Below are 21,719 nucleotides of genomic sequence, written 5' to 3'. Positions count from 1 at the left end.
CACTTATTGGCGGACCGGTTCAACCCTTAGATTTCCCTGCGTGTGACTGGCCGGCCGGTTGTGTGCTGTACTGGCACTACCGGGGTCGGCGCTTACGCAGCTCGAATCACCCTACCCGCTGCTGGCCTATACACCAAAAGAGGCGTGGGTTATGAGGTTTACAGGGAAAGCGCGGTAAGGTCTGCGGGGATCAACAAAACATACGAGCGAGACACGCCGGACAAGATTGCATGACTACCACGGTAAGCACACAGAAGCCACGCGAGCAGGGGCAAGCCCCCTTGCCTAGGCTGACGTACCGCAACGACCTTGACGGCCTGCGCGGGTTTGCCATCGCCTTAGTCGTAGTCTTCCACGTCTTCGTCGGGCGCGTTTCCGGCGGTGTGGATGTCTTCCTGCTGCTGTCCGGTTATTTCTTCATGGGTGCGCAGCTGCGCTATGCAGTCCGCCCGAACCCGTCGCTCAACCCTTGGTGGCCGTTGTGGCGCACCGCACGGCGTCTTCTGCCAGCGCTGGCGGTGGTGCTATCCGCGACCTACCTGGGGATCAAGTATCTCACGCCGGAGTTGCTCAGCCTAGAGCTGACTCAGCAGTTCACCGCGTCCGTGTTGTACTACCAGAACTACGAGCTCGCTGCGCAGGACGCCGCCTATGCCGCCGCGGGTTCGGAGACATCCCCGCTGCAGCACCTGTGGTCTATGAGTGTGCAGGGGCAGTTCTACCTCTTCGCCATCGCGGCCGGCATCATCGTGGCGCTGTTGGCTACCCGCGCACATATCGGTGTTAAGCGACTGCGCCGCGGCGCCATTGTCGTGCTCTCACTGGTCACGATCGCGTCCTTTGCCTACGCGTCGCGGCACGGGCTCGTCGGCACGCCGGAGAACTACTACGCCTTCCCCTCCCGCCTGTGGGAGCTGAGCTTCGGTGCACTGCTGGCCATGATTCCCTTCGCCGACGTCATCCCGGCACGCCTCCGCTCGTTCGCAGCGGGTCTCGGCCTAGTGATGATCACGATCACCGGCTTTGTCATCTCCACCTCGCTGGCATTCCCCGGCCCCGCCGCGCTGCTCCCGCTGCTGGGTGCAGCGCTGGTCGTCGTGGCCGGGCCGGATCACGCTGTCGCCCGCGTACTGGCGTCCTCCCCGATGAAGTGGTTGGGCAAGGTGGCCTACTCCCTCTACTTGTGGCACTGGCCGCTGCTCATTCTGTTTACGGTGAGATCGGAACGCGACACGCCGTCGATCGCTTTGGGCATCCTCGTCATCGGCCTGTCGCTCGCGCTCGCGCACCTGACCTACAGCTTGGTCGAAGACCCGTTGCGCCAGCACGCCAAGCGCCCTAAGACGACGGACAAGCCCGTTCAACGCGCCAAAGCAAGCTTGACGACGCTTCCTGGCCGCCTCCGCGCCGCCGGCGGCGCTGTCATCGCACTACTGTTGGCAGGTTTGCTGGCGATTCAGCCGGTCTTTGCCCGCCAAGTGGACAACGCTGAAGGAGTCCTGGACGCGGCCACCTACCCGGGCGTGATGGCGCGTTTCGGCGCCGATGTACCGGAGGCCCAAGCAGAACCGGACCCCACCTTGATCGCTGACATGTTCCCGCCGACCGTTGATGACGGCTGCTTGATCTGGATGGACCAGCCAGCCGACATGATGCCTGGCGAGCATTGCGTTTACGGCGACGCCGAAGCCGACACCACCGTGGTTCTTTTCGGCGGCTCCCACTCGGAGCCCTGGGTCATCCCCCTCGACATCCTCGGGCGCGAGCACGGGTTCAAGGTCGTACCGTACATGCGTCAAGAGTGCCCGCTAGTCCTCGATGATCTGGACACTGTGTCTGAAGTGTGTGCCGAGTGGTCCCAGCAAGCCTTCCAAAAGATCATCGACCTCGACCCGGACCTGGCGGTGTCCACCTCGACCCGGCCGGCCGGCCGCGCCGGCGAAGGCAGTGTCGGCCCTGACCTCGTTCCAGCCGCCTACGCAAACGTGTGGGACACTCTCCGCCTGAACGACATCCCCTTCCTGGGCATTCGCGACAACCCGTGGGTATTCAGCCGCGAGGGCGAGCACATGGACCCCAACGAGTGCCTCGTTGCCGGCAACTCCATGGAAGCCTGCTCGACCGTCCGCGAAACCGTCTACGGATACGAAGACCCGGGCGAGGCGTTCCTCTTCCCGGAGAACCAGCAGTGGTCCCTGGATACGTCCGACTGGTTCTGCGACGACACGCTGTGCCCGCCGATCATCGGCAACCTTTACGTCTACCGCGATCAGAACCACATCTCCAACGCCTACGCGCGAACCACCACCCCGCTGGTGTGGGAGAAGCTCAGAGAGATCTTCGACGCCCTGGAGATTCCGCACAACGGCGGCACCGATGCCACCGATGCCACCGATGCCACTGAAGCCACCGGCGAAAGCAGCCCGACCACGCCGCCTGCACCGGAGAATGCTGACCCTGCCACCGACGACGGGGACCCTACCGGCGAGGCTCACCCCAACGGACCCTACGCACCCGCGGACCCGAACAACCCCGCGCTGGGAGAACCGGGCAAATTGATCTTCAACTAACGCGCGACACCGGAATACTACTCGGGGTTTTCCGCAATACTGCTCACGTGAAAGCCCTGGTGAGAAACATGCAGATCGGCTTATAAGCTCGAGCAGTATTCCGGGTCCGAGTAACTCTCGGACCTTACTTCTTTCTCTTCCCCCCGAAGCCCGGGAAGCCACCGCCCATGCCGGGCATGCCGCCCATGCGCTTCATCATCTCGTTCATGTCCATGTTGTTCAGGTTGCCCAGGTCCAGCCCGTCCATGCCGGGAGGCAGCTGCTCCTGAATCTTCTTCAGCTCAGCCGGATCGAGGCCGTCCATCCCGGGCATCCCCGGCATTCCACCAGGACCGGCGGGGGCTGCCGGGGCACCGGGCGCTCCGCCCATTGGCGGCATCTTCGGCCCGTTCTGCTTCTTCGGCGGCTTGCGCTTGCCCTTCTTGTTCTTGCGGCCCTTCGGCTGCTTCTTCGTCGCGGACCGGCCGCCGCCCATGCCAGGCATCCCCGGCATGCCGGGCATTCCGGACATGCCGAACTGGTTAGCCATCTTGCTCATCATCTTCTTCGCCTCGAAGAAGCGCTCCACCAGCTGGTTGACGTCAGCGACAGTGACTCCGGAACCGTTAGCAATCCGCTTGCGCCTGGAAGCGTTGAGGATCTTCGGGTCCTCACGCTCCTGCGGGGTCATACCGCGGATGATGGCCTGGATGCGGTCGAGCTGCTTCTCGTCGACCATGTCAGCCATGTCGTTCATTTGCTTGCCGCCGGGCATCATTTTCAGCAGGTTGCCGATCGGCCCCATGCGGCGGATCATCAGCAGCTGATCCAGGAAGTCCTCCAGCGTCAGTTCGCCGGACCCCAGCTTCATGGCGGCTTCTTCCGCCTTCTGCTGGTCCATCATGGTCTCTGCCTGCTCGATCAGGGAGAGCAGGTCACCCATGCCGAGGATGCGGCTGGACATGCGGTCCGGGTGGAAGACATCGAAGTCTTCGAGCTTTTCGCCTGTCGACGCAAACAGGATCGGCTTGCCCGTCACCTCACGAATCGACAGCGCTGCACCACCGCGGGCGTCACCATCGAGCTTGGTCAACACGACACCGGTGAAGTCCACACCGTCAGCGAAGGCTTGCGCGGTGGTCACCGCGTCCTGGCCGATCATGGCATCGATGACGAAGAGGACTTCGTCCGGGTTGACCGCGTTGCGGATATTGCGGGCCTGGGTCATCAGGGTTTCATCAATACCCAACCGGCCGGCGGTATCGATGATGACCACATCCGCGTTCGTGCGGCGGGCTTCGTCGATACTCGCCTGGGCCACGGAAACCGGATCGCCGTGAGAGGTGCCCATTTCGTGTTCTGCGGAATCCAGCGAGGTACCCGGGTCCGGCGCGAAAGTACGCACCCCGGCGCGCTCGCCGACGATCTGCAGCTGCTGGACAGCACCAGGGCGCTGCAGGTCGCAGGCCACAAGCATGGGGGCGTGCCCTTGCTTCTTCAGGTGCAGTGCGAGCTTGCCGGCCAAGGTGGTCTTACCGGCACCTTGCAGACCGGCCAGCATAATCACAGTCGGCGGGTTCTTCGCCAGGTTCAGGCGGCGCGTCTCACCGCCGAGGATGTTGGTCAGTTCCTCGTCGACGATCTTGATCACTTGCTGCGCCGGGTTGAGCGCCTCAGACACGTCGGCACCGAGCGCGCGCTCCTTGACCCGCTTGATGAAGGCGCGGACGACGGTCAGGGAGACATCGGCTTCAAGCAGCGCGATGCGGATCTCACGGGCGGTGGCGTTAATGTCCTCTTCCGTGAGTTTGCCCTTGCCCCGCAGACCTTTCAGCGCTGTTTGCAAGCGGTCTGACAATGACTCGAACACGAAAAAAGCTCCCTCGTAGCAAATGAAAAAAGTGGTGGGTACAGCCTAGCTGCTACCCACCACCTAAATCACATTGCTATTTCGACGTGCCCAGCAGCGCGTCGACAAAGCCCTCCACCTCGAACGGTGCGAGATCGTCCGCGCCCTCGCCGAGGCCGACGAGCTTGACCGGCACGCCAAGCTCTTCCTGCACCTGGAAGACGATGCCGCCCTTGGCTGTGCCGTCGAGTTTGGTCAGTACCACACCGGTGATCTCCACAACGTCCTTGAACACGCGGGCTTGAGTCAGGCCGTTCTGCCCCACTGTCGCGTCGAGGACGAGCAGAACTTCATCGACCTGAGACTTCTTCTCGACGACGCGCTTGACCTTGCCCAACTGATCCATCAGGCCGGTCGAGGTGTGCAGGCGCCCAGCGGTGTCGACGATGACCACGTCAGCCTGCTCCTCGACGCCGGTCTTCACCGCGTCGAAAGCAACTGCGGCGGGGTCAGCACCCTCAGCACCACGGACCGTGGACGCACCGACACGGCGACCCCAAGTCTCAAGCTGGTCGGCGGCTGCAGCACGGAAGGTATCAGCCGCGCCCAGCACAACGCGGTGGCCCATGGAGATGAGCACGCGGGCAAGCTTGCCCGTCGTAGTGGTCTTGCCGGTGCCGTTCACACCCACGACCAGAATGACGGCGGGCTTGCCCTCATTCGGCATCGCTTTGATGGAGCGGTCCAGCTCGGGACGGCCTGCCTCGATGAGGGTCTCCCGCAGCATGGCGCGAGCTTCTTCCTCAGAGGCCACACCGCGCTCAGCGATCTTCGCGCGCAGATTCTCCGTCACCTTCATGGTCAGCTCTGCACCGAGGTCTGCCATGATGAGGGTGTCTTCGATCTCTTCCCACGCGTCCTCGTCCAAATCACCGGCGGTGAGAATGCCCAGCAGGCCCTGACCGATGGCGTTCTGGGAGCGGGACAGGCGACCGCGCAAACGGCCGATGCGGCCAGCAGCCGGGGCAATGTCATCCAGTGGCTGCTGCTGAGGGGCAGGTTCGCCTTCGGGCACCGGGGTCTGCGCACGGGCTTCCTCAGCCACATCCGCAGTGGTGCGGGCGATTTCAGCCGCTTCTTCTGCTTCCTCCTCCGGGGTCTGGTTGACTGGGGCAGCCGGCTCGGCAACATCGGCTGCGTCGTCGTGCACCTGGGCAGACACGGCATCCTCAGCTGCATCATCAGCCGCACCAGCTTCCGGATTGGCGGACATCGCCCCGAGTGGCTTACCCACGCTCAAACCGTCCGGATCAACAGCCTCGGCCGGTGCGTCATCAAGCAGTTCGTCCTCAACCGGCTCTTCCTCAACCGGCTCCTCGACCTCGACAGGCTCGTCGACCTCGACGATGTCGTCGTCGACGACCGGATCACCGTCAACATCCACCACAGCATCAGGCTCAGCGCTGGCCGCAGCAGCTGCCGGCTCAGGCTCGGCGGGTGTCGGCGTGTTCAAGGGCTCGTCGACACGCACGGGCTCTTTCTCCGCGGTCGCAGCACCCGCCGGGGCGAAGTTGAAACCGCCTTTAGCCTGGTAGTTACCGGACTTCTCCTGCTGGGTGAGTTCCTTCGGCTCCTCCGGCTCCGCCTTGTCAAAGGAGACGGTCTTGGACTTCTTGCGGTTGTTGCCCACCACCACGATGATGCCCACGATGATGAGAAGCACCACGATGACGGCGACAATGATCCACAGAACGGTTGAATTCATCATGGCCCCCATAGTGCCACCAGATCACAGCGAGCGGGGCGGCACCCTACTCCTGCGGGTTCGGCGAGGGGCTCATGCGCTGGGAGATCACGCGGGTCACACCGTCGCCACGCATGGTCACGCCGTAGAGCACGTTCGCGACATCCATCGTCGGCTTCTGGTGGGTGATCACAATGAGCTGCGAGTCCTCGCGGAGCTCTTCGAGGAGGGCGATGAGGCGACGGAGGTTGACGTCGTCAAGCGCTGCTTCGACCTCGTCCAACACGTAGAACGGGCTCGGGCGGGCACGGAAAATGGCCACGAGCATCGCCAACGCCGTGAGTGACTTCTCCCCGCCGGAGAGCAGCGAGAGCCGTTTGACCTTCTTGCCCGGGGGACGCGCCTCGATCTCGATCCCGGTGGCGAGCATGTCCGAAGGGTCAGTCAGCAGCAGCCGCGCTTCACCGCCGGGAAACAGCGTCTGGAATACGCGGGGGAATTCGCGTTCCACGTCGTGCCACGCGTCGGTGAACAGCTGCAGGATTTGCTTATCGACGTCATCGATCACCCCGGTGAGATCTTTCCGCGCCTGGACGACATCAGCGAGCTGGGTGGACAGGAAGCTGTACCGCTCCTCCATCGCCTTGTACTCTTCCAGCGCCAGCGGGTTGACCTTGCCTAACGCGGCGAGATCCTTCTCGGCCTGCTTGAGGCGCTTGGTTTCGGCATCTTTGTCGAAGTCTTCGCCGGGCGTGTACCCCTCGAGAAGATCGTCGATGGCGATGCCGAGCTGCTCGACGATCTTCTCCTCCGCCTCAGAAATGCGCACCTGCGCCTGCTCACGGGCGATGTCAGCCGCATGTGCGGTGTCACCAAGCCGGCTCAACTGCTGGCGCAACGCGCTGACTTTGTCGCGCGCCTGTGACTGCGCGACGGTGAGCTGCTTGACCTGGGAGGTGAGCTCGTCGCGCTGTTCGGTCGCGCGGCTGAGCGCGTCGGCGATGCGTTCCTGCAGCGTTTCGGCGTGCGCTGCCACGGTCTGCGCGAGCTGTGCCTGGGCTCGCTTCCGCGCCATTGCTGCCTCGTGACGTGCTTTGGCTTGCTGTTCGCTTTCCGCTTGACGACGCAGCGCAGCGCCCCGGCCCGCAACCTGCTCCACCGCCTGTTGGGCGGAACGGGCGGCCAGTGTGGCTTCCATTTCGCGGGATCGGGCGTCCGCTAGTTGCGCAGCTGCCTCGTCGCGGGCAGTAGAATCTGCCTCTTCGTCAGTGTCGGGCTGCTCGACCCGGGACAGCCGGTCGCGGGTCTCCGCAAGGTGCTTCACCCGGTCAGCGAGCCGGATTTCTGCCTCGGTGGCTTGTTTGGCGGCGCGCTCATGCTGCTGCCGCGCCTGCTGCGCCTGACTGGTCAGGCGTTGGTGGTCGCGTTTCCACGAGGCGGCGTGCGCGTCGTGCTCCTTGAGCGCAGCTTTCGCTGAGGCGGCTGCGACCCGGGCTTCCTCCGCAGCGATCTTCGCGCCCTCAAGGGTGCCGGAGAGCTCATCGAGCGCAGCCTGAGCGCGTTCCAGTTCCGCTGTCGCTTGTTCTATCTGGGCGGCGACCTCAACCGACGACGCACCACCGGATCCGGCCGCGATCCAGCCCTCACCGACGACGGTGCCGCCCGCCGTCACGGCACGCAGGCGCGGATCATCCTGCACCGCAGCACGGGCGGAGGTGACATTCTTGGCCAGAATGACATCGACAAGCACGCGCGTGACAGGGCCGGTGATCTCCGGTGCCAGTGTCACGTGATCGAGCAGCCAGGTCGTGCCGGCTGGGGGTGCACCGTCGAGACGCCAGGAGCGGCCACCGGCCTGGGTGTCCACCACCACTGTGCGCGTCGCCTGACCGAGCTCACTTGCAACCTCCTCGCCGACCTCGCCGGCGAGAGCCTCAGCGTGCGGGCCGAGCGCCGCTGCCAAAGCTTTCTCCAACCCTGCTTCTGCCTTGACCCAGTCGGCCAACGGGGCGAAACCTTGGCCTAAGACATCGGCCGCGTCGGCGACCGGGGCGGTTTCAGCGAGTGTGGAGATGCGTGCAGATAGAGAGTAGACAGTCTTCTCACGCTGTTTTTGCTCCTCACGGAGCTGGTCGAGGCGCTTCTCCGCCGCATCGGCTTCCGCCCCGGCGCGGGTGTGCGCCTGGACGAGAGGTTCCCGCTCACTGTCGACGGACGCCAGCTTCTCAGCAGCTTGTGCCGCCTGCTCCTCCGCATTGCGGGCCTGCTGGCGCGTCTCCTCCGCCGCTGCCGCAAGCCTTTCCACTTCTTGCTGGGCGGACTCAACCGCTCCCGCTTGGCTCTCCTCCTGGGCGAGCAGGCGGACTACGCCTTCACGCCGGTCAGCAATCGCCCTGACTTGGGCTTTGTGCTCAGCTTCGGCCGCGGCGGCTTTCTCCTTCAGTTCCGCGACTTCGGACAGCACAGCGTTCAATGCAGCCTGGGCCTTGTCGTGCGCGGCCTGTTTCGCGGCGTGGTCTTCCTCCGCCCGCTCGGCGAGCGCAATCAGCTTCTTCGGATCCTGGCCGCGGTAGTCCACAATCTCGTCAGCATGACGGGCGCGTTCGGAGGCAATGCGCAGTGTCGCCGACGTTCGCTCTGCCAGCGACGACAGGCCGAACCAGAGCTGTTGCGCAGCGTCAGCAGCGGCCGTCGCGCGTGCCTGGTTTTCTTCTACTGTCTGCTGGTGTCCTTCGGCGTCTTCCAACTCGGCGGTGACGTCCTGGACTTTCTGGGCGTGGAGTTCGGCTGCGCGAGTGGCGTCGATAAGCGACGCGCGAAGAGTGACAACCCTGTGGCCTGCGATTTTCAGGCGAGCGTCGCGCAGATCCGCCTGGACCGTCGCCGCCCGCTGCGCGGCTTCAGCTTGGCGCGCCAACGGCTTGAGCTGCTTGCCCAGCTCGTCGGTGAGGTCGGTGAGGCGGTCCAGGTTCGCCTGCATGCCCGTCAGCTTGCGCTGTGCTTTCTCCTTGCGGCGGCGGTGCTTGAGCACACCGGCAGCTTCCTCGATGAACGCGCGGCGGTCCTCCGGGCGCGACTCGAGAATCTCATTGAGCTTGCCCTGGCCGACGATGATGTGCATCTCGCGGCCAATGCCTGAGTCCGACAGCAGCTCCTGAATATCCATCAGGCGAGCCTTGGAGCCGTTGATCTCATACTCCGACGCGCCATCGCGGAACATGCGGCGGGTGATGGCCACCTGCGTGTACTCGATTGGCAGCTTGCGGTCCGAGTTGTCGAACGTCAGCGTCACCTCCGCGCGGCCGAGCTGCTTGCGCTCGCCAGCACCAGCGAAGATGACGTCCTCCATCTTCCCGCCGCGGAGATTCTTGGCCCCCTGCTCCCCCATCACCCACGCCAGCGCATCGACCACGTTCGACTTGCCAGAACCGTTCGGGCCAACGACCGCGCAGATGCCCGGCTCGAATTTCATCGTCGTCGATGACGCAAAGGACTTGAATCCTTTAAGCGTCAACGAACTGAGGTGCATTCGGGTGATTCTAGTCGACAGTTAGTTGACGGAGTACCTACCGCTCCTCAAAACCCTGCGCGCCCTTCGGCTCACTGTGCTGCGCCTCAACGTGAGTCACGTTCCCCGGGCGGTCAGCCGTCGACGGGTCTTCGCGCAACAGCGCCAGAAGCTTATCGACGTCCGCCTCTTCCCCCTCAGCCACAACCTCCACGCGGCCATCTTCGAGGTTCTTCGCGTAACCGGTGATGTTGTGCTTCTTCGCCTGGGATTTCACCCAATAGCGAAAGCCCACGCCTTGGACGTGTCCGTGAACGTGGGCTGTCATGCGTGTGTCTGCCATGCAGACCAGATTAGCGTGCTTCTGTCAGGCCGCCCTCGTCGTTGCTCTCGCCAGAGCGGCGTGCATCGCGTGCGGTGACACGGTCTTCGATGCTGCGGCGGGTGACTGGGTCGGAGCCGTCCCAGAACTCGACGTTCTTCACCTCAGGCAGCATGTCGCGGTGGAAGACCGGATCCATGCCCTGCTGGCGTTGCTCGTTGAAGTTCTTCAGCAGCTTGATGGCCACTCCGCCAAGCGGAACAATTGCCGCAATGTTGAAGACGGCCAGCAGACCAGCCATGGTGTCGCCGAGCGCCCACACGAGCGGCACGGAGCCGAATGCACCGAAGATGACGAAGCCAATCACCACAAGGCGGAAGACGAGCATGACGGTCTTGTTCTCCGTCAGGTACTCCACATTGGCCTGTGCAAGGTAGTAGTTGCCCAGCACGGAGGAGAACGCCAGGAAGAACAAGATGAATGTGATCGCGTGGGCGCCCCATGCACCGACGGAATCAGCCAGCGCGGACTGGGTCAACGCGGCGCCCTGGATGTCGTCTTTTCCGTAACTCACCGCCGGGCCGAGCAGCACGACGAACGCCGTGATGGAACAGACGATGAGGGTGTCAAAGTACACGCCGAGCGTTTGCACCAGGCCCTGCTTGACCGGGTGGGAAACGGTTGCCGTGGCGGCAGCGTTCGGCGCGGAGCCCATGCCTGCCTCGTTGGAGAACAGGCCGCGGCGCATGCCCTGCATGAGCGCTAAGCCGACCGTGGCACCAGCAACCTGCTGGAAGCCGAGGGCGTGGCCCACGATGAGGCTGACCATGCCAGGGACCTCGCCGATGTTCAACACAACGACGGTGACACCGATGATGATGTATGCGCCGGCCATGAACGGCACGATGACCTGGGTCCAGTTAGCGATGCGTGTGACACCGCCGAAGATGACCACTGCAGTCAGCGCCGCGATAATCGCTGCGACCGCGCCCTTCATAACCAGTGAGTCGGTGCCCAGGGAACCGCCGACTGCCTCAACGATCGAGTTGGTCTGGATGGCGTTGTAGACGAACCCGTAGGTCAACGCGAGAAAGACGGAAAAGATCGTGGCCAGCGGGGCCCAGCCCAGACCGCGGGTCATGTAGTAAGCGGGGCCACCGTGGTAGTTGCCGTCCTCGTCCTTGGTCTTCCACAGCTGGGCAAGCGTCGACTCAACGAAGGCCGTCGCTCCTCCGAGAAGGGCGAGCATCCACATCCAGAACACAGCGCCGGGACCGCCGACAGAGATAGCCAGGGCAACACCGGCGACGTTGCCGGTGCCCACACGGGAGGCAGCAGAGATGGTGAAGGACTTGAACGCGGAGAGCCCACCGTATTCCTCATCCAGGTCGCGCCCTTCCCGGTCCTTGCCCTTTGGGGACTCGGTAATGGCTTTGAACATGTCCGGCAACGACCGAATCTGCACGAAGATCGTGCGCAGGCCGAAGTACAGCCCACCCAGCACCAGGAAGAGTGGAACGATGTATGTCCAGAGAATGTCGTTGATGGTGCCGTCAACAACGTTTAAGGCGGTTTCCATGCCGGGGAGTTTATCGGCAACCCGCCCCATCGACGTAATGGTTACTAGGAGCAGTGCCTAAAGCACCTGGCAGACCGGGCAAAAATAACTGGATCGGCCATTGACCACGGTCCGGGCGATGGGGGTACCGCAGCGGGCGCACGGCTCGTCCGCCTGCCCGTACGCATTCAAGGATCGGGAGAAGTAACCGGAGGCGCCGTTGACGTTGACGTAGAGCGAATCGAAGCTCGTTCCGCCTGCCTGGAGCGCGCGGGCCATCACGGCGCGAGATTCCTCCAGCAACCGGACTGCGTCGCGCTGCCGTAGGGCGCGCCCCTTGCGGGTGGGTTTGATCCATGCAGCCCACATCGCCTCGTCGGCATAAATAGAACCGATGCCGCTGACCACCGACTGGTCCAGCAAAACCGTCTTAATGGCCACGTTCTTCTTCCGGATCGCACGGGCGGTAGCCACTGGGTCAAAATCCGTCTCGAACGGGTCCGGGGCGATATGCGGGATGGCGGCGGGGATGCCGTCGATAAGCTGCGTATACTGCCAGGACCCGAATGTGCGCTGGTCAATGAAGTCGAGCTCGAATGGCGCGGAACCCACGCCGTGCATGAGCGCGCGGATGCGCAGATGAGGGCTGTCGACGAGCCCTGGTTCCCCGACGATCATCTGGCCGGACATGCGGAGGTGGACCATGACCGCGGCGCCGTCGGAAAGCTCGAGCCACATGAACTTGCCGCGCCTACCTGTGCCCGTGACACTCAGGCCAGGCAGGATCTCCGTGAGATCGACATCGTTGCCGCGCACAGCGCGCGGGTGAAGCACCTCGACGGTGTCGAAGGTGCTGCCGACGATGTGCGTGTCCAACCCCCGCCGGACTACCTCGACTTCGGGGAGTTCGGGCATTTACTTCTGCCTCAGCGCGACAGCTTCAGGGTGCTCCTTGAGGAAGAAGAATGCCTCGCGGGCCGAGTTCTGCTCCGCTGTCTTCTTGTTCTGGCCGCGGCCTGCGCCACGGCGAACCCCGTCGATGGCGACTTCGGCGGTGAAGATCTGCTCGTGCTCCGGCCCCTTGGCCGTGGCGGTGTAGACGGGCGGGTTGCCGCCGAGCTCTGCGACGCGTTCTTGCAGCTCCGTCTTCCAGTCCTGGATCCAATGCGCGTTCTCGATCTTGTCGTCGAAGAGCCGGGTAATCACGTCGCGGGTCACATCAAAGCCGTGCTGCCGGTAGATCGCACCCAGCACAGCCTCGGTCGTGTCCGCCAAGATCGAGTCCTTCTTGCGGCCACCGGTGGCTTCCTCGCCTTTCCCCAAAAGGACGTGTGCGCCGAGGTCGATGCTGCGAGCAACATCCGCCAACCCGTAGCGCGAGACGATGCGGGCGCGCATGGGCGACAGGTCAGACTCCGGCCGGGACGGGAAACGGTCGAACAGCTCGTTGGCAATCGTGAGGCCCAGCACGGCGTCACCAACGAACTCGAGACGCTCGTTGTTCGGTAGGGTCCCGTGCTCATTCGCGAAAGACCGGTGAGTCAGCGCCAGTTTCAGCAGATCAGGCTCAACGTCAACACCGAGACGCTCGAGCAGTGAAGCGTGATCGATTCCCGCGAACGCCTCAGCCCACGCCTGAGAACCCGAGATCTTGTTCTTCTTCGCCCGCGGCACTATTTGCTCCCGCTGTCCCCGTCGCCGAGGAACTTCTCCAAACCGGCCCAGCGCGGGTCGACGCGGTCCGTCTCTTCTTCGGAGATACCGTCGGGCGCGGGAACCTCGGAATCTTCCGGGCACTCCGGCTGGCAGGTGGGGTTGAACGGCAGGTTCAGGCCTGCTTCGTCGACAAACGCCTGTTCCAGATCGACTGTGTCGTCCACAATGCGGGGCACATCGTCGCCGGAGCCGGCATCCGCGTCATCCTCAGCGTCGCCGGTGATGAAGTCGTCTCCACCGGAAAAGACCTGGGAGACGGTCAGGGTCTCGGTCGGGGTGAGGGGACGCAGGCAGCGGACGCACTGGCCTTGCAGCTGAGCGGTCGCTGTAGCATCAACGAGCACGCCACTGCCCAGCGGCGTGATCGTTGCCTCCACCTCAACTTCGGCGCCTTCCGGGATCGCGATCATCTCGGGGCCGATGCGTGAAGGGGATGGGCCGGTGTGAGTGAGAGTTTTCGGAAGGCCGTCGCCGCGCAGGACGTCGGCTACATCGAAGACAAACGGATTCGTAGCCATAACGCGCACAAGCCTACCGTGTCCCCGCCCCCGCGACAGATTCAGGCAGAGCAGGTGGCAGGGGCGGTGATGCGTTAGTTCGAGCGCGGGCGACGGGCGCGATCAGCGCGGTCGGCACGGTCGGGGCGCTCTGGACGCTCAGCGCGCTCACGGTCGTAACGAGCGTACCCATCGGCGTGCGTAGCACGGCCGGATGCTCCGGCGCCGTGGCGCAGAGCGGAACGGTCAGAGGAGACGGTGCGCAGCACACTGGTCAAAGTTTCCTCGAACTCGCCCAACTTGGAGTCGACGTACTCATCGCATTCAGTGCGCAGGCGGTTGGACTCGGTGTGGGCGGTCTCGACGATACGGTGCGCTTCCTCGTCGGCGCGGCGGGTGACCTCAGCCTCGGAGACGAGACGCTGCTGCTCTTCGCGGCCCTCAGCCACAGAGCGCTCGTAGGACTCATTACCGTCGGCGATCAGGCGCTCAGATTCACGACGGGCACGGTCAACCGTTGTGTCGGCCTCCTCGCGTGCGCGGTCGACGAGCGTGTTCGCGTCGTCTTCGGCGGTGGCAACGAGCATGGTGGCGCGCTGCTGCGCCTCACCCAGCATCGACTCGGACTCGTTGTGGGCATCGGAGACAAGGCGCTGAGCCTGATCTTCGGCCTCGACAATCATCTCGTCTGCGCGCTCCTCGGCGCCGCGGAGGATCTCGTCCTGCTTGTCCAGGACGTCTTGGGCATCGTCGACTTCGACGGGAAGGGCGTTGCGGATGTCGTCTAGCAGCGCGAGCACTTCGTTGCGGGGAACCATGCAGTTCGATGTCATGGGCACGCCGTAAGCCTGCTCGACAGTGGTGACCAATTCATCCAATGCTTCAAATACGCGGTACATGACTTCTAAAGTACTGGTAGAAACACAAAAGCCCCGGCAGGCCGGGGCGGTGTGTTGCAGGTGGCGCAGCCTAGATCAGGCTAGATAACACCCTGAGCAAGCATAGCGTCGGCGACCTTCTTGAAGCCGGCGATGTTGGAGCCGACAACGTAGTCACCTTCGTGGTCGTACTCTGCCGCGGTGTCGGAAACGTTGCGGAAGATGTTCTCCATGATGCGCTTGAGACGCTCGTCGGTGTAGTCGAAGGACCAGGAGTCACGGGAGGCGTTCTGCTGCATCTCCAGGGCAGAGGTTGCCACGCCGCCGGCGTTAGCGGCCTTGCCCGGAATGAAGTGGGTGCCGGACTTGCGGAAGACCTCAATGGCATCGGCAGTGGACGGCATGTTCGCGCCCTCGGCGACGTATTTCACGCCGTTGTCCACGAGTTTTTGAGCGTGATCGCCGTCGAGCTCGTTTTGAGTGGCGCACGGCAGTGCCACGTCAGCAGACAGATCCCAGATAGAACCGTCAGAATGGAAGGTGCCTTCTGCCTCCTTGCAGTACTCCTCAACGCGGCCGCGGCGGACTTCCTTGATCTCACGGAGCAGCTCAAGGTTGACACCGTTCGGCGTCTCCACCCAGCCGGACGAGTCGGAGAAACCGATGACGGTGGCGCCAAGCTCCTGCGCCTTCTGGATGGCGTAGGTGGCCACGTTGCCGGAGCCAGAGACGATGACCTTCGCCCCATCGAAGGAGTCACCGTTGTGCTTCATCGCCTCGTTGGTGATGTAGACAACGCCGTAGCCGGTGGCCTCGGTGCGGACCAGGGAGCCGCCCCATGTCAGGCCCTTGCCGGTGAGGACACCGGACTCATGCTCGTTAGAAAGGCGGCGGTACTGGCCGAAGAGGTAGCCGACCTCGCGGCCGCCGACACCGATGTCACCCGCCGGGACGTCGCGGTACTCACCGATGTGGCGGTGCAGCTCCGTCATGAAGGACTGGCAGAAACGCATGATCTCCTGCTCGGACTTGCCCTTCGGGTCAAAGTCGGAACCGCCCTTGCCGCCGCCAATGGGCAGGCCGGTCAGGGAGTTCTTGAAGATCTGCTCGAAGCCGAGGAATTTGATGATGCCGAGGTTCACGCTCGGGTGGAAGCGTAGGCCGCCTTTGTAAGGACCCAGCGCGGAGTTGAACTGAACGCGGAAGCCACGGTTAACGCGTACCTCGCCGGAGTCAGTGACCCACGGCACGCGGAAGATGATCTGGCGTTCCGGCTCGCAGAGGCGCTCGATGAGGCCGTAGTCGTTGTAGTGAGGATCCTTCTGCAGGACGATCTTCAGGGAGTCGAGGACTTCAGCGACTGCCTGGTGGAACTCCGGCTCACCGGCGTTGCGGCGCAGCAGCTTGTCGTAGTAACCGGACATCTCGTCGTCGTAGTTAGCCATGCTGGATCCTTTCCTTTTCTAACGGTTGACAGTTAAGCACTATAGTCCCGCCTCAGCTGATCGCGCTTCTTTCCTGCCACCGCATTGCTATCGTCTTCGGTGAACTGGCAGCTATGAACCTACCGCGTCCGGCCCCACCCAGCTGGATGAGCATGAACGAAGGATTTCGATGACGCACCCCTACCCAGCTCCCGCCCGACGCAACGAAGATGAGGACAACGTCGGCTTACCTGCTAATTTTCAGCCAGATGCGCAGACCATCCGCGTCATCGTCGCCCCAGACTCATTCAAGGGCACGGCCTCTGCCGCCGACGCTGCGGAATGGATCGCGGAAGGAATCCAGTCCGTCATCATCGACTGTGACATTGAGCACATGCCCATGGCGGACGGTGGCGAAGGCACTTCTTCGCTTTTCGACGGCACCGTGGTCACTCTCCCCACCACCGATGCCGCTGGACGTCTCACCGAGGCGAGCTACGTCTACAACGCCGCGGAGGAAACCGCGTACATCGACGTCTCGGCAGCAACAGGGCTACCCGCTGTGAAGGACAAGCCTGTCCCGCTCACCGGCGACACCTACGGCACTGGGGTCCTCATCGCTGACGCGCAGAGCCGCGGCGCGACAACGATCGTGCTGGGCATGGGCGGATCTGCCACGATCGACGGTGGCACCGGCATCCTCGTTGCCCTAGGCGCCAACCCGATGGATGCCAACGGGCATCCCCTGCGCCACGGCGGCGGGAACTTGGGCGACCTCCACGACATCGACACCGCGCAGCTGAACATTCCGGCAGCGTCTGTGGACTGGGTGCTCTTGGCGGACTCCGAGTTCCCCGCAACCGGCCCACGTGGCGCTGCCCGCATCTTCGGTCCACAGAAGGGTGCCAGCGACGAAGACATCGAGCGTGTCGATGCCGCGTTGCACCACTTCTGCGAGTTCACCGGCATCGACCCGGACCAGCCCGGCTATGGTGCCGCCGGCGCGCTGCCCGTGGGCATCACGTGGCTGTCGCGGTTCCTGCACGGCCACGACGAGCACGTCCACGTCGTCTCCGGTGCCCGCACCGTCGCCTCTTCCTACGGCCTCAAGGAGAAGATCGCTGGGGCCAACCTCGTGGTCACCGGCGAGGGAACATACGACGAGCAGTCCGCGGGCGGCAAGGTGGTCTCCGTCGTCGCCGAGCTCGCCGAGGGCACCGGTGCGACCGTCGCAGTCATTGCGGGCGGCTTCGAAGAAGAGCTGCCAGACGATGTGATCACGGTGGAGATCGGTGAGCCCGGCGAGTCCGAGGAGGACGTTCGCGATCAGCTCATCCGTGCCGGCGCCCAGGCCGCGGTGGGTTACCTCAACACTTCCACGGCCCAGGGATAGACAGCCGGAAGCTCGAAGTCCATCTGGCGCTCCAGCGCCACCGGATCCTTCGGCAAATCCGCCTTCGGGGTGAGTACGCGCGACAAGCCCATGGCCAGGCTGTTCATGGAGCTAGCCCCGTCGGCCTCAATGACGTAGCGGTGCACGACTGCCCCGTCCGGCTCTTCCCCACGCTCTTCGCGGTAGGCGCCGCGCAGCTGCTCAAGGGTGTCCCCGTGGAGGTCGGGTGTGCCGGTGTGGCGGACGGAGCCGTCGCTAAGCTTGCCGCGCCGCACCAAAATCTCCACCGCACGCGTGAATGCCTCCCCCACTTCGCGCGCGGCGGAATCGTCGGGAACAAGCACGTCAAACTGAATAGCAGGCATGAAAACAGACTAGCTAATAGCCTTGAGGAGCATGACTCACCGCGACCCGATCAGCCACATGGCGGACGGAACCATCAAACAGTACAACCCGTTCTCAGGCACCCAGGTGTGGACGGTGCCGGGGCGCGGCAACCGGCCGCTGGCCGTACCCAAGCAAGAACCGCACTCCCTGGAGCCGCACGACTTCACCGACTCCTGCAATTTCTGCGCGGAACGCAAGCTGAAGACCCCGCCGGAGAAATCCCGCATTGTCCAGCGCGACGGCGGGTGGGAGATCCTCCGCGACCTGTTGCCGCATGAATTGGACGACACGCAGCCGATGTTCCGCCGCGTGCCCAACCTCTTCGAGATCGTCTCCTACGACTACTGGGCGAAGAACTACGGCTTCCACATGGACACCTCCCGCGAAGACCACATGGAGCGCTACCTCGCCGACGATGCCGGGCGCCACCACGTCTTCGACGTCGTGCGCATGCGCCTGAAAGCCGGCGGCCACGACGACAACCTGACCGAAGAGGAATTGCTCGCGCACGTGCCCGCCTACTTCGGCGGCGGACACGACGTGATCATCGGCAGCCGCCACTTTGTCGACGGCGCGCAGGACTCTTCCCAGCTCGCGTCCTCCGGCACGCTGACGCCCGACGAGCACCACGCGTTCATTGCGTTCACCATCGATTCCTTGCGCGACCTCTATGAACGCAACCGCTACGCGCCGTACGTGTCCGTCTTCCAAAACTGGCTCGCTCCTGCCGGTGCCTCGTTCGACCATCTGCACAAACAGCTCGTTGCGATCGACGAACGCGGTGTGCAAGCCGACTTTGAGATAGACAAACTGCGCCAGAACCCCAACATTTACAACGAGTGGGGCATCAACTACGCCAGCTACCACAACCTCATCATCGCGGAGAACGATCACGCGGTGATGACGGCGGGCATCGGCCACCGCTACCCCACCATGAACATTTACTCCAAGTCTGCGACCCCGGAACCGTGGCTGCAAACAGCAGACGAGGTGCGCGGGATGTCCGACCTCATTCACGCCGCCCACGCGGCGACCGGCCCGGAAGTACCGAGCAACGAAGAATGGCACCACAAACCCATCGACCTGGACATGCCCATGCCGTGGCACATCAACCTGAAATGGCGTGTATCCACCCTGGCCGGCTTCGAAGGCGGCACCAAGGTCTACGTGAATACATTGTCCCCGTACGACATCCGTGACCGCATGGTAAGCAACCTCTACAGGTTGCGTGAGCAGGGACGAGTAGCCGACGGGCTGCGCATCGCCACAGAATGCTCGCCCGTGCGCAACGCGTTGCGCTACAACCCTGTGCTGCAGTAGCCCTGTGTTGCTCGGGATTACCCGATGCAGCTCGGTGCTGGTTGACGTTGTCTGATGTCGCCCGGGTGCACTAGTTGGGGCGGCACCCAGTATCCGCAATCTCGGTACAGTGGCAGGCGCACGAAAGCGCACCCTGATGAAACCAGATGAATAACTGAGGTAAACACCGCAATGAACATGCCAGCACATCCGCCCGCATTCGTTGACACTGTTGGAGGCCACGTCCGCTCGGTCTCTGGTTCCGCCCCCGACTCCGCATCCCGCAAGAAGTTCTGGACCGGCCTGTCCCTGGCCGTCATCGAGAACATCGGCGACAAGTGGGAGGCTACTCGCGAGGCGTACTCTGCCACCCGCCAGCAGGCGTACTTCTCCGCAGAGTTCCTCATGGGTCGCGCGCTGCTGAACAACCTGACCAACCTTGGGCTGGTGGACGATGCGAAGCGCGCAGCAGCAGAGAATGACCACGACTTCCTCGATGTGCTCGAAGCTGAGCACGACGCCGCGCTGGGCAACGGCGGCCTGGGCCGCCTGGCTGCGTGCTTCCTCGACTCTGCCGCCGCGCAGGACTACCCGGTCACCGGCTACGGCATCCTCTACCGCTACGGCCTGTTCCGCCAGGAGATCGTTGACGGCTTCCAGAAGGAGCACCCGGACGCGTGGCGTGAGAGCTTCCACCCGTTCGCGGTCCGCCGCGGCACGCAGCAGCGCATCGTCAAATTCGACGACATGCACGTCCGTGCCATCCCCTACGACATGCCCATCACCGGGTACGGCACCGACAACGTAGGCACCTTGCGCCTGTGGGACGCCTCCCCGATGAGCGAGTTCGACTACGACGCATTCAACTCCCAGCGCTTCTCTGACGCCATCCTTGAGCGCGAGGCCGTGCATGACCTGACCCGCGTGCTCTACCCGAACGACACCACCTACGACGGCAAGGTGCTGCGCGTACGCCAGCAGTACTTCTTCGTCTCCGCCTCGCTGCAGGAGATGGTGGACAACTACATCGAGCACCACGGGGACGACCTGCGCGGTTTTGCCGACTACAACTCCGTGCAGCTCAACGACACCCACCCGGTGCTGGGCATCCCGGAACTCATGCGCATCCTGCTCGATGACCACGGCATGACCTGGGAAGATGCCTGGGACGTTGTCACCAACACGTTCGCCTACACCAACCACACTGTCCTCCAGGAGGCCCTGGAGACCTGGGACGTATCCATCTTCCAGCAGCTCTTCGGCCGCGTCTGGGAGATCGTTGTGGAGATCGACCGCCGCTACCGCGAGGACATGGCGTCCCGCCAGCTTTCTCCCGACACGATTCACCAATACTCGCCCGTGCACGACAACAAGGTGCACATGGCGTGGATCGCCTGCTACGCCGCGTACTCCATCAACGGTGTCGCCGCGATCCACACCGAGATCATCAAACGCGACACCCTGGGTTACTGGAACGAGCTGTACCCGGAGAAGTTCAACAACAAGACCAACGGCGTCACCCCGCGCCGTTGGCTGCGCATGTGCAACCCGCGTCTGTCGGAATTGCTGGACCGCCTCGTCGGTTCCGACGCATGGGTCACCGACATGGACAAGCTCAAGGAGTTGCGCCGCTACGCTGACGATGACGCAGTGATGAAGGAACTGCGCGCGATCAAGTCCTCCAACAAGCGCGACTTCGCCGACTGGGTCCGCGTCCACGAGCACGTGGAGATCGATCCCGAGTCCGTCTACGACACCCAGATCAAGCGCCTGCACGAGTACAAGCGCCAGTTGCTCAACGCGCTCTACATCCTGGACCTGTACTTCCGCATCAAGCACGACGGTGAGCGTGACGTGCCCAAGCGCACCTTCATCTTCGGCGCGAAGGCAGCCCCCGGTTATGACCGCGCCAAGGGCATCATCAAACTCATCAACGCCATCGGTGACCTGGTGAACAACGACCCGGAGGTCTCCGAGTTCCTGCGCGTTGTGTTCGTGGAGAACTACAACGTCTCCCCGGCGGAACAGATCATTCCTGCCACCGACGTCTCAGAGCAGATCTCCACCGCCGGTAAGGAAGCTTCCGGTACCTCCAACATGAAGTTCATGATGAACGGTGCGTTGACCCTGGGCACCATGGACGGCGCGAACGTGGAGATCGTCGATTCCGTCGGCGAGGACAACGCCTACATCTTCGGCGCACGCGAGGAGGAGCTGCCGGAGCTCAAGGAGAACTACCAGCCCCAGGAGGTCTACGAGAACAACCCCGCCATCAAGCGTGCGATCGATGCGCTTACCGACGGCACCCTCGACGACTCCGGCACCGGTATGTTCGCCGACCTGCGCGACTCCCTGCTTATCGACGGCGGCTGGAACACCGCCGATCCGTACTACGTCCTCGGTGACTTTGACTCTTACAAGGAGACCCGCGACCGCATGGCAGCCGAGTACTACGCGGACCCGCTGCACTGGGCACGCATGTGCTGGATCAACATCTGCGAGTCCGGCCGCTTCTCCTCCGACCGCACCATCCGCGACTACGCGAACGAGGTGTGGAAGATCGAGCCGACCCCGATCAACCGCTAAATCCCCTGC

The 21,719-nt window shown here is 63.5% G+C and carries 15 protein-coding genes; 4 read left to right on the top strand and 11 right to left on the bottom strand.

The features are described 5' to 3' along the window. The first annotated feature begins 230 nt into the window (after positions 1–230). Positions 231–2,570 (top strand): acyltransferase family protein, encoded by a 2,340-nt coding sequence (locus KBX07_RS05390; protein WP_256023325.1) that lies wholly within the window; start codon positions 231–233, stop codon positions 2,568–2,570. A 124-nt stretch (positions 2,571–2,694) separates the two neighbouring features. Here KBX07_RS05390 and ffh read toward each other — a convergent pair whose 3' ends face one another. The 10 genes from ffh to gdhA form a co-directional block, all read right to left on the bottom strand. Then, positions 2,695–4,419 (bottom strand): signal recognition particle protein, encoded by a 1,725-nt coding sequence (ffh, locus tag KBX07_RS05385; RefSeq protein ID WP_256023324.1) that lies wholly within the window; start codon positions 4,417–4,419, stop codon positions 2,695–2,697. A 76-nt stretch (positions 4,420–4,495) separates the two neighbouring features. After that, the gene (gene ftsY, locus KBX07_RS05380) at positions 4,496–6,175 is read right to left on the bottom strand and encodes a signal recognition particle-docking protein FtsY (RefSeq protein ID WP_005289669.1); all 1,680 of its coding nucleotides are present in this window, start codon (positions 6,173–6,175) and stop codon (positions 4,496–4,498) included. A 34-nt stretch (positions 6,176–6,209) separates the two neighbouring features. Continuing rightward, entirely contained in the window at positions 6,210–9,671 is a 3,462-nt protein-coding gene (smc, locus tag KBX07_RS05375; protein WP_256023322.1) for a chromosome segregation protein SMC, read from the bottom strand. 37 nt (positions 9,672–9,708) lie between these two features. After that, on the bottom strand, positions 9,709–9,993 hold the full coding sequence (locus tag KBX07_RS05370) for an acylphosphatase (RefSeq protein WP_040423615.1): 285 nt from the start codon (positions 9,991–9,993) through the stop codon (positions 9,709–9,711). A gap of 10 nt (positions 9,994–10,003) precedes the next feature. Continuing rightward, a complete protein-coding gene (locus KBX07_RS05365; RefSeq protein ID WP_050748806.1) occupies positions 10,004–11,551 on the bottom strand; it encodes a sodium:alanine symporter family protein in 1,548 nt (515 codons plus the stop codon). 57 nt (positions 11,552–11,608) lie between these two features. After that, positions 11,609–12,445 (bottom strand): bifunctional DNA-formamidopyrimidine glycosylase/DNA-(apurinic or apyrimidinic site) lyase, encoded by an 837-nt coding sequence (gene mutM, locus KBX07_RS05360; protein WP_005289665.1) that lies wholly within the window; start codon positions 12,443–12,445, stop codon positions 11,609–11,611. Next, a complete protein-coding gene (gene rnc / locus KBX07_RS05355; RefSeq protein WP_256023320.1) occupies positions 12,446–13,204 on the bottom strand; it encodes a ribonuclease III in 759 nt (252 codons plus the stop codon). Beyond that, positions 13,204–13,764, bottom strand: coding sequence for a DUF177 domain-containing protein (locus KBX07_RS05350; RefSeq protein WP_005289663.1), 561 nt, complete (start codon positions 13,762–13,764; stop codon positions 13,204–13,206). Before KBX07_RS05350 ends, rnc begins: the two co-directional genes overlap by 1 nt. Before the next feature lie 74 nt (positions 13,765–13,838). Further along, on the bottom strand, positions 13,839–14,642 hold the full coding sequence (locus KBX07_RS05345) for a DivIVA domain-containing protein (protein ID WP_005289662.1): 804 nt from the start codon (positions 14,640–14,642) through the stop codon (positions 13,839–13,841). A gap of 80 nt (positions 14,643–14,722) precedes the next feature. Continuing rightward, entirely contained in the window at positions 14,723–16,066 is a 1,344-nt protein-coding gene (gene gdhA, locus KBX07_RS05340) for an NADP-specific glutamate dehydrogenase (protein WP_256002511.1), read from the bottom strand. A 169-nt stretch (positions 16,067–16,235) separates the two neighbouring features. On the opposite strand from gdhA, the gene KBX07_RS05335 reads away from it, so the two are divergent. Beyond that, positions 16,236–17,438: a glycerate kinase gene (locus tag KBX07_RS05335; RefSeq protein ID WP_256023319.1), complete on the top strand. Its 1,203-nt coding sequence runs from the start codon at positions 16,236–16,238 to the stop codon at positions 17,436–17,438. On the opposite strand, the gene KBX07_RS05330 is transcribed toward KBX07_RS05335, so the two are convergent. Next, complete coding sequence (locus KBX07_RS05330) at positions 17,408–17,803, bottom strand: hypothetical protein (protein ID WP_005289659.1); 396 nt, start codon at positions 17,801–17,803, stop codon at positions 17,408–17,410. The genes KBX07_RS05335 and KBX07_RS05330 overlap by 31 nt on opposite strands. Positions 17,804–17,834: 31 nt before the next feature. Between KBX07_RS05330 and KBX07_RS05325 the strand changes: the two genes are divergently transcribed. Both KBX07_RS05325 and KBX07_RS05320 read left to right on the top strand, forming a co-directional pair. After that, positions 17,835–19,145 carry a DUF4921 family protein gene (locus KBX07_RS05325; protein ID WP_255998289.1) on the top strand — a complete coding sequence of 437 codons (1,311 nt, stop codon included), beginning with the start codon at positions 17,835–17,837 and terminating at the stop codon, positions 19,143–19,145. 171 nt (positions 19,146–19,316) lie between these two features. Continuing rightward, positions 19,317–21,710 (top strand): glycogen/starch/alpha-glucan phosphorylase, encoded by a 2,394-nt coding sequence (locus KBX07_RS05320; protein WP_256023317.1) that lies wholly within the window; start codon positions 19,317–19,319, stop codon positions 21,708–21,710. Positions 21,711–21,719: the final 9 nt, after the last annotated feature.

The sequence above is a fragment of the Corynebacterium sp. CCUG 70398 genome, assembly GCF_024454055.1.
Lineage (GTDB): Bacteria > Actinomycetota > Actinomycetes > Mycobacteriales > Mycobacteriaceae > Corynebacterium > Corynebacterium genitalium.
This window is presented reverse-complemented; position numbering and strand designations above follow the sequence as displayed.

Coding starts and splice junctions, on each gene's coding strand:
- KBX07_RS05390 (WP_256023325.1), top strand. CDS start 231: ATGACTACCACGGTAAGCACACAGAAGCCACGCGAGCAGGGGCAAGCC.
- gdhA (WP_256002511.1), bottom strand. CDS start 16,066: ATGGCTAACTACGACGACGAGATGTCCGGTTACTACGACAAGCTGCTG.
- KBX07_RS05335 (WP_256023319.1), top strand. CDS start 16,236: ATGACGCACCCCTACCCAGCTCCCGCCCGACGCAACGAAGATGAGGAC.
- KBX07_RS05330 (WP_005289659.1), bottom strand. CDS start 17,803: ATGCCTGCTATTCAGTTTGACGTGCTTGTTCCCGACGATTCCGCCGCG.
- KBX07_RS05345 (WP_005289662.1), bottom strand. CDS start 14,642: ATGTACCGCGTATTTGAAGCATTGGATGAATTGGTCACCACTGTCGAG.
- KBX07_RS05320 (WP_256023317.1), top strand. CDS start 19,317: ATGAACATGCCAGCACATCCGCCCGCATTCGTTGACACTGTTGGAGGC.
- KBX07_RS05365 (WP_050748806.1), bottom strand. CDS start 11,551: ATGGAAACCGCCTTAAACGTTGTTGACGGCACCATCAACGACATTCTC.
- smc (WP_256023322.1), bottom strand. CDS start 9,671: ATGCACCTCAGTTCGTTGACGCTTAAAGGATTCAAGTCCTTTGCGTCA.
- mutM (WP_005289665.1), bottom strand. CDS start 12,445: ATGCCCGAACTCCCCGAAGTCGAGGTAGTCCGGCGGGGGTTGGACACG.
- ftsY (WP_005289669.1), bottom strand. CDS start 6,175: ATGGGGGCCATGATGAATTCAACCGTTCTGTGGATCATTGTCGCCGTC.
- KBX07_RS05350 (WP_005289663.1), bottom strand. CDS start 13,764: ATGGCTACGAATCCGTTTGTCTTCGATGTAGCCGACGTCCTGCGCGGC.
- KBX07_RS05370 (WP_040423615.1), bottom strand. CDS start 9,993: ATGGCAGACACACGCATGACAGCCCACGTTCACGGACACGTCCAAGGC.
- KBX07_RS05325 (WP_255998289.1), top strand. CDS start 17,835: ATGACTCACCGCGACCCGATCAGCCACATGGCGGACGGAACCATCAAA.